This is a genomic window from Oligoflexus sp. (genome assembly GCF_035638955.1).
Taxonomy (GTDB): Bacteria; Bdellovibrionota_B; Oligoflexia; order Oligoflexales; family Oligoflexaceae; genus Oligoflexus.
In genome coordinates, this window is the sequence record NZ_DASQYZ010000207.1 from 108,456 (window position 1) to 120,155 (window position 11,700).

Annotated in this window: 10 protein-coding genes; 5 read left to right on the forward strand and 5 right to left on the reverse strand. The window is 51.2% G+C overall.

Annotation, left to right across the window (positions count from 1 at the left end):
* The first annotated feature begins 17 nt into the window (after window positions 1-17).
* The 3 genes from VE954_RS19310 (at window position 18) to VE954_RS19320 (ending at window position 3,799) form a co-directional block, all read left to right on the forward strand.
* Window positions 18-584: a hypothetical protein gene (locus VE954_RS19310; protein WP_324955757.1), complete on the forward strand. Its 567-nt coding sequence runs from the start codon at window positions 18-20 to the stop codon at window positions 582-584.
* 73 nt (window positions 585-657) lie between these two features.
* Window positions 658-1,104 carry a mannan-binding lectin gene (locus VE954_RS19315; RefSeq protein WP_324955758.1) on the forward strand — a complete coding sequence of 149 codons (447 nt, stop codon included), beginning with the start codon at window positions 658-660 and terminating at the stop codon, window positions 1,102-1,104.
* Between the two features lie 199 nt (window positions 1,105-1,303).
* The gene (locus tag VE954_RS19320; RefSeq protein ID WP_324955760.1) at window positions 1,304-3,799 is read left to right on the forward strand and encodes a S9 family peptidase; all 2,496 of its coding nucleotides are present in this window, start codon (window positions 1,304-1,306) and stop codon (window positions 3,797-3,799) included.
* Window positions 3,800-3,863: 64 nt separating this feature from the next.
* Here the strand turns inward: VE954_RS19320 and VE954_RS44670 are convergent, their stop codons facing one another.
* The gene (locus tag VE954_RS44670; RefSeq protein ID WP_324955764.1) at window positions 3,864-4,937 is read right to left on the reverse strand and encodes a hypothetical protein; all 1,074 of its coding nucleotides are present in this window, start codon (window positions 4,935-4,937) and stop codon (window positions 3,864-3,866) included.
* 469 nt (window positions 4,938-5,406) lie between these two features.
* On the opposite strand from VE954_RS44670, the gene VE954_RS19330 reads away from it, so the two are divergent.
* Complete coding sequence (locus VE954_RS19330) at window positions 5,407-6,306, forward strand: MnmC family methyltransferase (protein WP_324955766.1); 900 nt, start codon at window positions 5,407-5,409, stop codon at window positions 6,304-6,306.
* On the opposite strand, the gene VE954_RS19335 is transcribed toward VE954_RS19330, so the two are convergent.
* Window positions 6,289-7,056: a TSUP family transporter gene (locus VE954_RS19335; protein ID WP_324955768.1), complete on the reverse strand. Its 768-nt coding sequence runs from the start codon at window positions 7,054-7,056 to the stop codon at window positions 6,289-6,291. The two genes, VE954_RS19330 and VE954_RS19335, sit on opposite strands and share 18 nt — an antisense overlap.
* 114 nt (window positions 7,057-7,170) lie before the next feature.
* Between VE954_RS19335 and VE954_RS19340 the strand changes: the two genes are divergently transcribed.
* A complete protein-coding gene (locus tag VE954_RS19340; protein ID WP_324955769.1) occupies window positions 7,171-8,040 on the forward strand; it encodes a LysR family transcriptional regulator in 870 nt (289 codons plus the stop codon).
* 20 nt (window positions 8,041-8,060) lie between these two features.
* Here the strand turns inward: VE954_RS19340 and VE954_RS19345 are convergent, their stop codons facing one another.
* From VE954_RS19345 to VE954_RS19355, 3 genes are all read right to left on the reverse strand, one after another.
* Complete coding sequence (locus VE954_RS19345) at window positions 8,061-8,948, reverse strand: sterol desaturase family protein (protein WP_324955775.1); 888 nt, start codon at window positions 8,946-8,948, stop codon at window positions 8,061-8,063.
* 218 nt (window positions 8,949-9,166) lie between these two features.
* On the reverse strand, window positions 9,167-9,556 hold the full coding sequence (locus VE954_RS19350; protein ID WP_324955771.1) for an AgmX/PglI C-terminal domain-containing protein: 390 nt from the start codon (window positions 9,554-9,556) through the stop codon (window positions 9,167-9,169).
* A gap of 90 nt (window positions 9,557-9,646) precedes the next feature.
* Window positions 9,647-11,068, reverse strand: coding sequence for a peptide MFS transporter (locus tag VE954_RS19355; protein ID WP_324955773.1), 1,422 nt, complete (start codon window positions 11,066-11,068; stop codon window positions 9,647-9,649).
* Window positions 11,069-11,700: the final 632 nt, after the last annotated feature.

Here is an 11,700-nt window from a genome sequence, read left to right on the forward strand (position 1 = left end):
ATCTCAAGAGGTATCACATGAAGTTCACTCGCAGTCTTATTGTAGCCATGATCGTACTGCAAGGCCCCGTCGTCTCCATCGCATTGGAAAATGCCGCGTTTGCCGGGGAAACTGAAACCCAATTCTGGACCTACAAATACCTGGACGGCACCTTCACCCGTGGGCAAAAAACCCAGTATGCGTTGGCGCTTTCTGATGGAACCAAGGTTGATCTGGATCTGAAAGCGTACAATCTCGAGCATCTCTTCAAAGTCGGTAAGCAAGTGAAAGTCGGAGGTCCACAGAAGTCGGCCTCGACTGCCGCTCGCACACCCTATATCGAAGTGGAAAATATCGAAACTCTTTCTCAGGAAACGTCTCTGAGCGGAACCATGATATCGCTTCAAGCGTCTGGCGGCGAACCCTTCACAGCCCTTGAGCTGGACAACGGTCACTTCGTAAGAATCGATTTGCGCACCCATCAGAAAGAGAATGCTTTTTCCAGCGGCATGATCGCTTTAGTGGAGGGAAATTACCGGACCGTCGAAGGTCTTACAAGCTTGCCACGCAAGTCGTTCGTCGTCGAACAAATCGCTATCCCTTGATGGAATCAGTTTCTAAAACCGTCTCATCCGCATTGTCTTAAACACCAGGTAACTTACGAATTGGATAACCACTATGAGCTTTAAAAAACTTTTGATGTCACTTTCTTTTGGACTTTTCATGGCAGCACAATCAGGAGCTGGCCAAGCTGCGACGCTGGAAATTCCAGCGATCTGGAACAATGATCATGCCAACCAGGTGTGCCCTGCAGCCTGCTCCAGTATCAATGAATCCTGGAATGGTCACTGGTGGACGACTGTACCGAACGAACAGTCGGCCTGCAGCTGCTCCCCCAATGCTGAACCTGAACCTGCTCCCGCTCCATCACCGGACTGCACCGAGCGTTTATTTTGCACATTTGGCGTTGAAAATTGGGAATGCGAAGATTCCAAAGGTCGCACGTCTTTTGGCGACAACTACTGCAAAGCTGCAGATAAACTTCGTAATGTAGCGTGCGACCAAGGCGAAGCTTTTAGCTTTAAAGCCTTGAAGTGTACGAAGCGTCCACTCCCGTTCGAATAACCAGACTTCTTTTGAGCGCGATGGATCCGGTTAGGACGCTTGTCAGTTCGATGAGCGTTCTTTCCTTAACGAGCTACGCCCTGTTCATACAGACATAGCTGAACCAGCAAAAAACGTTCTCATAAAAAGGCTCCGACTGGCCCTAAAACTTCACTTGTGGTAGAGCAACCTTCTCCTATCTTTCTGTTTTGGAGACTCCATGCTTTTAAGCAAGACCATCCTGACTGCATGCCTACTGATTTCCGGTTCTGAGCTCACACCACTCATGGCTCAGGCCAGCTATCAAAAGCCACCAGCTGAGATTCTGAAAACCCTCAATGCAGAGTTGCCGGCTCGCTCTTTCCTGAGCCCTCGTTCGGATAAAATGATCCTTGGGACCCCTATCCGTTACCCATCGATCAAGGAACTATCGGCTCCTTATTATCGACTGGCTGGAGTGCGCGTGACTCCTCACAATAAATCACTCCATAGCAGTCGCTTTCTCAGCGGTCTTGTTTTGGTGGATACAGCCAGCGGTCAGCAGAAAACCGTCAAAGTCCCAAGCGAAGCCCATATAGGATCCCTGCAATGGAGCGCCGACGGAAAATATTTTGCGTTCACCAACGACACCGATAAGGGTGTCGAACTTTGGATCGGTCAAGCCGATTCAGGCGCTGTGCGCCGCCTGGATAAAGTGCAGGTCAATCGTATCCTGGACCGAGCCGTGGTTTGGATGCCTGATCAGCAGCATCTACTCGTTAAGCTGGTGGATCCCAATGCTGGCAAGGAACCTGCCGACACCGAAGTCTTTGGCCCTTCCATTCAGGAATCCCTGGGTCGTACGAAGGCCAGCAGCACCTATGAAGTGCGTGATGTCCTCAAAAACCCGCATGATGAAAAACTTTTCGAATACTATGGCCGCTCGCAATTGGCATTAGTCGATGTCAAATCAGGCAGCATTAAAAATCTCGGCAAGCCTGCTCTCTTTACCAAAGTGGATCCAGCCCCGGATGGTGAGCATATCCTGGTGCAAAGCATCCACCGGCCGTTTTCCTATGTGACGACCTATAATCGTTTTCCAACCAACGTTGAAGTTTGGAAGGCCAACGGCCAGGCTCCAGCGCGTATCGCCTCATTGCCCCTGGTGGAAAGAGTTCCCATCCATGGAGTCCAGACTGGCCCACGATCTTTTCAGTGGCGCGGTAATGAACCTGCAACACTGGTGTACGTCGAAGCCCTGGACGGCGGCGAGTCGCTCAAGAAAGCCAGCCCTCGGGATCGCCTGATGGTGCTCCGAGCTCCCTTTCAAGGTGCAGCTCAGGAAATTTATAAGACCGAGCAGAGATTGGTCGAACTTTCCTGGGGCGAACAGAAAGATATGGCGGTAGCTACCGAATATGACGCGATCAGTCATATGATTAAAGTATCCTTGATCGACATCGATACACCGCAGATGAAACCCCAGGTGCTGGAAAACTTCAGCTCGGATGATGTCTATAGCAATCCTGGTGAATTTGTTCGTCGTGCGCAGAAGAATGGCCGCTACCTCATTCACCAGGACGGTGATCGGGTGTTCCTGAGCGGTCAGGGATCGTCGCCGGAAGGAGACCGTCCTTTCCTCGACGCCTTGAATATCAAAACCATGAAAAAGGAACGCCTGTTCCGCAGCGATCGCGGACATCTGGAACATTACCTTGGCTGGGTCGGGTCCAGCACTCAGGAGTTCCTGACTCGTCGCGAATCTGCTCAAGAATTCCCAAATTATTTCGTACACAAGCTGACCCAGGTGACTGCCAAAGCTCCTGCGGGAGAAGCGCAATGGTCGAGCCGTAACAAGGCTCTGACTCAGTTTCAAGATCCGCTACCGGCTCTCCGCGGCATTACCAAACAGATCGTAAAATACAAACGTGCGGATGGCGTGGACCTTTCGTTCACCCTCTATCTGCCTGCTGGCCATCAGAAGGGTACCCGCCTGCCAACTGTCCTGTGGGCCTATCCACTGGATTATTCGGATGCCAAGGTAGCAGGACAGGTTACGGGTTCCACACAGGAGTTCACAATGCCTGGCTGGCCCCTGCAGCTGTTTTTCCTGCAGGCTGGCTATGCTGTTATCGACGATGCTTCCATCCCGGTTATCGGTGATACGAATAAAATTTATGACAATTACATGGAGCAATTGATTGCCGGCGCGGAAGCCGCTGTCAACAAAGCCGTTGACATGGGCGTCACCGATCGCAACCGCATCGGCGTGATGGGGCACAGTCATGGAGGATTGATGACAGTCAACCTTCTGGCTCATACCAATATGTTCAAAGCCGGAATTGCCCGCAGTGGTGCTTACAATCGCAGTCTGACAGCATTCGGCTTTCAAAACGAGACGAGAACAGTTTGGGAGGCGCCGGAAGTTTATCAGAAGGTATCGCCCTTCTTTGTTGCTGACAAAATCAAGAAACCACTCCTGCTGATTCATGGAGCGGCCGACGCCAATCCGGGCACAGAGACCATGCAATCGGAAAAATTGTATGAGGCTGTGCGAGGGAACGGAGGCACGGTGCGTCTCGTGCGTTTACCGTTTGAATCGCATGGCTACCAGGCCCGGGAATCCATCGAGCACGTGGTGTGGGAATCGCTTCAGTGGTTTGACACTTATGTGAAGAACCCTGAAACTCGCGACGACCGTCAGGCATCGCAAACAGATCCAGAGAATAAAGGCTGATGGACAATGAAAACTCCTGTTGGGACCTTGACCAACAGGAGTTTTCGGCTAGTTAAGAACTTTTTTAGTAATTGAAGTCCTTAAGGTCGCAAGGCGAGTAATCAAAGTCTTCGACCTCTTGAGGATTGGCAGGATCGGTGACGTCGCTCACTGTAATGGCTCCATCCACAGCGGTCAGCGCGTAAATTTTGGAAGCTTCGACCGAGCCTTCAGCATAGATTTTCGCTTCCATCGAACCAGATTCCACCGCACACGTTGCATCTTCGAATTTCATCAGAAGATTGCTGAAGCTTGCTTCCATATAGCCCGTTGCCGCATGCGAGGCCTTGATAATACCCGAGGCTATTTTCTTGGACAGCAGCTGACGGTCGCGGGTGAGGTTATCCCAGGTCACCGTCACCTGCAGATCTTCCTTGGTTTCCACAGTCAACTGCAAATCCTTGATCGTACCGTCCTTGGCCACAAAGTTATCGGTACGGGTCACGTTGAAACTCACACTTTTGGTGCGGCTAATGCTGCCGTCGGCTTCTGTCTCCTGGGATAACCAAAGGGCCGAACGGGTCCCTTCGACCGTACTTTTCAGGGAACGACTGGTTGTTTCACCCGTGCGCGCCACTGTTTTTTCCATCACGCGGCTGGCACTGCGCTTCACCGAGACATTCAATTCATAACCGGTCAGATCAGGTTCAAAATCAATCGCCGCTGCTTTACCATTCAGTTCACAGGCAACGGATGCATCATCCTTGGACCAGGTGCGAATGATATCGTTTTCAATGGTTGACGAGGCGCTGATGGAGACGCGTGCATTGGAACGCTCCCAGCTCATTTCCTTGTCGCGATTGATGGTCACGACAGCGTTACCATCGACCACCGCACAGTTGCGGTCCATGGTGATTTCCACATCCACACCGATGCCGCCGTCGAGAGCCAGGGCGCTGCTGGATGAGCTCGACATGTTGGTATCGCTCATGCTGTCCATGGCTTCATTGAAGCCGGCCGAGACTGCTGCCTCGCTTTGAGCCTCGTCGCTTGCCAGGTTAGACGAAACGTCGGCGCGTTCATCATTTTGACCGCAGCCGACCAGCAGATAACCAGCCAAAGCTATGCAGACAGGAGCGAGACGGATGTTGTTTTTCATGTTTAGTCTCCAAGTGAGTTTCAGATCGATGGGAGGCACCCATCACAACCTACAAAAGACTTATCGGACGTTAGTTTCTGCAATTAAGTAAAATTTTTATGTTATTGTTATTTTAGGAGAAATATGAAATTTCAGAATAATATATCTGCTAATTTTGCAAACTTTTACGCATAAGATACTGGAATTTATGATAATCATTTTTCAGAATTTTTGAGACACTTGCAAAATCGCAAGCTCTGAATGCATGTCGAATTATTTTTCCCTGTAATTATAGCGGGAAAAGTCATAAGAGGGTTTGCAAAATGAGGCCGAAGGAAGCCCCGTTCCGAGGCCACGACAGCGGCGAGGAGCGGCTATTCATTATAGAGCTTAGCCGGAGTTTGAGGTAGAATCCGCACTCGAATGCCGCCCCTTATATCCACTCCGATCCTCCTTGATCGGGCCATGAATGCGAGACGAATCCCTCTTTATGCCAGAGACAAAATTTGAAATCGTCGAACTCAAATCCGGGATCAAGAGTCTTCGCTTGATCGATAACCAGGAAACCTTTCATCCCGGCATAGGTCCCGTCGCCGAAGCCCGCATTCTGCACGTCGAACAGCAAAGGCTGACGGAACGCCTCAAAAAATCAGGTCGTCTGGTGATCTGGGATGTAGGATTGGGAGCCGCTGCGAATGCCGTGGCTGCGCTCGAAGCCTTAAAGGATTGCGCTGGGCAGGTGGAAATTCATAGTTTTGACAAGACACTGGAACCTCTGCAATTCGGATTGCAGCATACCGAGCATCTCGACTATCTCGCTCCCTACGCGCCCGTCCTCAGCAGTCTTTTGCAGGACGGAGTGGTGCAGGTTAATCCAAGGATACGCTGGTATCTTCATCTTGGGGATTTTCGGGAGCAGATGCTCAAGACTGATCTGCCAGTCCCCCAGGCAATTTTCTATGACCCCTATTCACCAAGCGCCAATGTCGAAATGTGGACGCTCGAGCATTTTAAGAGATTAAGACAAAGGCTGGACGGCGCGCCCCCCTGTTTGCTCAGCAACTACACGCGCTCGACTCTCGTGCGTGTGACCTGGCTGATGGCTGGATTCATTGTCGGGGTGGGAACGGCGATCGGGGATAAGGAGGAAACAACGCTGGCCTCGAATAGCCCTGTGGAAATTCATCGGCCTCTTTCCCGGGAGTTTCTCAAGAAGGTCTATCTCTCACATGCCTCGGCTCCATTGCGAGGTCAAAGCTATGCCATCGAAAGAATCAGCGAAGAAGATTTTGAGGTCGTGCAGCTCTCCGAGCAATTTCGCAGGGCGCAGATATGCCCCAGCGAGGCGTGGAATTCGCAGCCCATATTCAGCCTATGGCAACCACGCTGATGCAAAACTTCGCCAAAGCCCATGCCCACCCTGGTATAAATAAATCGTTCCGATGCCAAGAAGAATGCGGCGCGACCACTTTTGAAAATTCTGGTCATTCGCTTGATTTAAGAGGAAGCCTCCCGCAGCCGTTCCCAGCAATGTGATGACGCAGACAGACAGCGGAAGCCTCAGCCCCAAAGTCTGCAGATCATCATGCGCCAGCAGGTTTCCATAATAGATAAGTTTCAAAGCGTGGCCCAAAGTCTGAGTCAAAGCTTTCGTACTCACGATACTGTGCCGTCCGAGGCTCGTATGAAGATAAAAAATATCCAATGCCGGCCCTGATACGCCACAGGCCAACTGCAGAAGCGTGACCAGCAATCCGCACGCTACGGCATGCTGCGGCTTCTCAATCTGGAGAACCATCCATCGTCGGCCAAAAATCGCGACCCAGGGCATGAAGCCCATAATAAGATAGATCAGCCACACGTCCGGAATAAAGTTCAGCCAGGCAAACCCTGCGTAAGCGACGAACGCCCCCGCCGCATAAAATGGCATGATTGACCATTTAATATGTCTGGCATGCAGAAGCGCTCGGGATCCGTTCGCAAATAACTGAGCGATCCCATGCAGAATCATGGCCTGACCCATTGGCAATAGGGCCACCAGAACACCCATAAGCAGCATCCCGCCGCCCATGCCCAGAACTCCGGAGAGAGTGCTCGTTATCAAAACCGTAAAAAGTATGCTGAGAGTCACGACCGTCATGGGAATCTCCTTTAAGGCTCAATCACGCCTTCTTCCCTGTAGATTTCGGCCGCTTTCATATATGATTAAAGCGAATAGATTTCATCGATTCAATTCCATTTTGGAATATATAAAATGCTGAGTTATCTCGAAGCCTTGGAAGCTTTATTCAACACCGGGACCATGGGTCAAGCTGCGACGCGCCTCCGCCTGTCTCAATCCGCGATCTCGAAACGCATTGCAAGCCTCGAAGAAAAGCTTGGCCTGACTCTCATTGAAAAAAATGGCCGACGCGTGAACCTAACGCCCGAAGGTCGTCACCTGTTGGAACGTCTCCAGCCGCTGCTTGCAGAATTTCGCAATGCACTTCAGGCCGAACCCTCCCAACACATCGGCCGCCTCACCCTTGGCATTTCAGAATCCGTCCTCAGTTCATGGGGCGCACGCCTTCTGGCAGAAACCTGTAACCAGCTGCCCAGCCTTAATCTTGAGGTGCATGCGCATCGAAGTCCTGTTGTGGTCGATCGCGTGCTTTCAGGCGAATATCAATTAGGAATCATCGCAGGCGCAGCCGATCAGGCTCAGACGCTTTTTGTTCAGGAAATCCTCCGTGAACCCATGGTCCTGGTTCCCAAAAATCTCGAGCGTCTTCCTGCGAAAAGAGAAGGCCTCAACGTCATCACTATAGAATCCCGATCCGGAACATGGTCAGCGATTGAAAAGCGTTGCCAGAACCTGGGCCTCGTTCGTGAGCGCGAGATGGAATCTTTTTTTGGTGTAATACAGATGGCATTGGCGGGGTTTGGGCATGGGCTTGTGCCCTGGGGGGTATGCGAAGCGCTAAGGCTTGAAAGCAAAACCTTAAGTCATTTCTCAATGAATGAACTTAGCCGCCCCATTAGCCTGATCGCACGTCCCACCACGATCGCACGACAGCTCCCTTCGCTTTTTCTAAAAACACTCGTGGAAATGGCCCCCATCCTGGTAACCAGCAGGTTTCCGTGAAATCCTATCCACATAGAGATTTAGGAAACAGCCGACTCACTCAAGGGCACTGTTTCTTCCACGTGCATCTCATGAATCGACTCCGTCAAAGGCGAGCCTGGCTTTTTGAACAGATAACTGAATTTCTCCCAACCGGTGGACGGCTGCTGCAGTTCAGCCCACAGGCGCTGGGGTCCTATCAATTGAATCTTGATCGGATTGGTCGTGTGAATCTGCTTCACCAGTCCGTACTCAACCGGAGCGTCTTCGGGTTCAAATGTATTAAAGAGTCGATCCCAAATACAAAGCACGCCGCCGTAGTTCTTATCCAAATAGTGCTCATTGCGGCCATGATGCACGCGATGCTGCGAAGGTGTCGCCATGAAATATTCCAGCCAGCCCAGCTTGCAGATATAATTTGTATGAATGGGAACCTGATAAATACGATGCAGGAGTTTCATAAACACAATCATTGGAACAGGAATACCAAGCAAGGCCAGCGGCGCCAGGAATATCCATCGATAGAGTTCCTCAACCCATGACAGGCGCGAAGCCACAGCCAGATTAAATTTTTCCGATGAATGATGGATATTATGAAAGGCCCACAGGATATTCGTCTCGTGGCCAAGGCGATGATCCCAGTAATAGAAAAAATCGACCAGGAAAAAGCATGCGACCCAGGTCCATGGACTGGAGGCCGACCATGCAAACGGACTCAGACTTTCCGCCCAAAGCAAACCACTGATAAAAATCGACGCCAGCGCCAGCTTACGGAAACCCTGATACCCAAGTGTGGTGACCAGACTTCCAAACGTATCTTTGGCTTCGTACGAGCCATCACGTTTCTTGTAACTATAGGCAGCTTCAACCACAACCAATCCCACGGAGATGGGTGTGATGATTTTTAAGACGTCGTCAGTCATTTGCATCAGATCCAAGGTCTTCTCCTCTTATGCTGTGAACAGCCTTGCCTCCTTATTTTCGGAAGAAACCTAAAGTTCTAAAATTTATTTGATAAGTACTTCAAAGCATTGAGGAAATCGGCGGAATATTCCGACCAGACAAATCCATAAGTCAGTGTAATACATAGGATAAGCTGGCCTGCTAATTGGACGCAATCGAACGAGCTGGCAGGAAGGTTCGGTGGTTAAGGCTGGAAAGAAAAGGGATAGCGAACTTTCACGTCCTGGCCCCCGCGTGGCGGCGGAAACTGCCAGGCTTCGATCCTGCCCACGAGGCAGCCTTCCATCTGCGGGCTTTTCAGAGTGCTCGCCAGCAGGCGAACATCGCTCGTTCGGCCGTCTTTCAGGATGGTAAAGCCGAACAGGATCTTACCTGAGGCCTTGGCATTGCTTTGCTGCTCGTCCTTGTAACAGGAGTTGAAGTCAGCCAGCTTCGGACGAACCAGACCTTCGATATCATCCGCTTCCGGAGACGCCTGCCCTTGTTTGGAAGGCACGATTTGCGGTTGACCGGTTTCCACATGGGAACAGGAAAAGAGAAAGGCCAGAATAAGAAGGCGACAGGGAAACTTCATGGGGGTCTCCTTGAGGAAGAGTCCATCTATTCTGGCTGGCAGGGCGGCGAAAGTCGAGGATTGATTCCCGCCTTCACCGCACCTCCGAATTCAGCGATTCCCGAGAGCCGAGCGCAAGGGCTTGTTAAACGCGGCCATGGCCAAAGCCGCCGCACCGGCCAGCACAGCCATCATCGTAAAGAAGCCTTCACGGGACATCGTCGTATAGTAGGTCCCCAGATAACCACTCAGGTAATTGCCGAGAAAGCTCGACAAAAACCACATGCCCATCATCATGGAAACGATACGGGCCGGAGCCACCTTGGTCACGAGCGACAGGCCGACAGGCGAGAGATAGAGTTCTCCCATGGTCAGCACTAAAGTGGTCATCACGAGCCAGAGCACGGAACCGCGACCATCACCCACTGTCTGCGCGGCAAAGATCATGATGCAGAACGCAGCACCCAGCAGCAAACAGCCAATGGCCATCTTGGTGACGGAGGAAGGCTCGCTATTTTTGCTCGCCTGTTTTTTCCAGAAGATGCCCAGCAGCGGTGCGAAGATGAGAATGGTCAGCGGATTGAACGACTGATACCAAGTCGAGGGAATTTCCACGCCCATGAAATTCCAATCCGTTTGATTGTCAGCCCACAGCTGCATGGTGTTGCCCTGCTGCTCATAAACCGCCCAAAAAACGATGTTCAGGGCACAGAGCACGATCAACGCGATAATGGCTTTCCATTCCGCAGGGGTAAATGGCGTTTTCACGGCATCTTTTTGCGCCGCGGTCTGATTCATGATCTTGCTGCCCCGGTGATCGGGATGCACAATGATGAAACGCTGACCAAAGATATAAACCATCAAACCCAAAATCATACCGACCCCGGCCGAGCCGAAGCCCCAGTGCCAGCCGACTTTCTGTCCCAGGGTTCCGCAAACCAGAGGTGAGAGAAATGCGCCCAGGTTGATCCCCATATAGAACAGCGTAAATGCTCCGTCACGACGGGGATCGTCCTTGCCATAAAGATCGCCGACCTGAGTTGAAATATTAGGCTTGAAAGCGCCATTGCCAATGATGAGAAAGAAGAGGGCGAGGAAGAAGAGGTTTTCAAAGGCCATCAAAAAGTGACCAATGGTCATGAGAATACCGCCGATAATCACGGTTCGATATTGACCCAGCCAACGATCCGCAATTAAGCCCCCAATCAGGGGTGTGGCATAGACGAGGCCCGTATACAGACCGTAGATCTGCGAAGCCAGAGGTTGAATCGCCAGGGGCCCAAACGCCGATTCCAAAAGGCCCTTGATCGTCGCAAAACCCACCACCTGCTCATTCACATCAGGGCGCAGGAACAGGTGATCGACCATGTAGAGCACCAGCAAGGCGCGCATGCCGTAGTAACTCATGCGCTCCCACATTTCAGTCAAAAACAGTACGAAAAGACCCTTGGGGTGCCCGAGAAAACTGCCCCCCTCATCATTGAATTCGCCGGCCGGCATGGTCGCAGCCCCCTTCTTCGTTATCGTTGCCAAATTTGATCCTCCGTCTGGAAAAAGTGTCCAGTTATAGCAATCATCAGAGAAATTTCAATATTTATAGACAAATATAGAGTTTCTAAAGGCAGTTGCGACCAATTGCGACCAGCCGCACAATTGCTGCTTCATCCCACCTACTGTGTGCCACGTTGACTAAGGTGCTTTTTTTGCGCTTAGCATAGGTTTCAATTGGCACTCGCGATACGTTGCCTAAAAGCTGACCAGCGACGCCGTAATCTCCCCTCGTCGCGTCACACTTTATTTTTCCCTATGCCAGCTCGGCAATGATTCCACTGACACCCTGTTCGCATCTTCTAGTCTATGGCCTCAGCCACAGGCTTCTAATTTTGCTGTCTTGGTCGTCGGCCTTTTCGGGTTGTTCGGGGGCGGTCAGGAAGGAGTGATTCCAGTCTAATCCAAAGTTCATCAGGCACTTGATATCGGTCACAAATTTTTCTCAAGTCAACCCAGCATCGACAACAGAGGATGCGGAAATCAAACATTTCTGCTTATGATTTCTGCATCCTCTGTTGTCGATGCTGGGTTGACTTGAGAAAAATTTGTGACCGATATCAAGTGCCTGATGAACTTTGGATTAGACTGGAATCACTCCTTCCTGACCGCCCCCG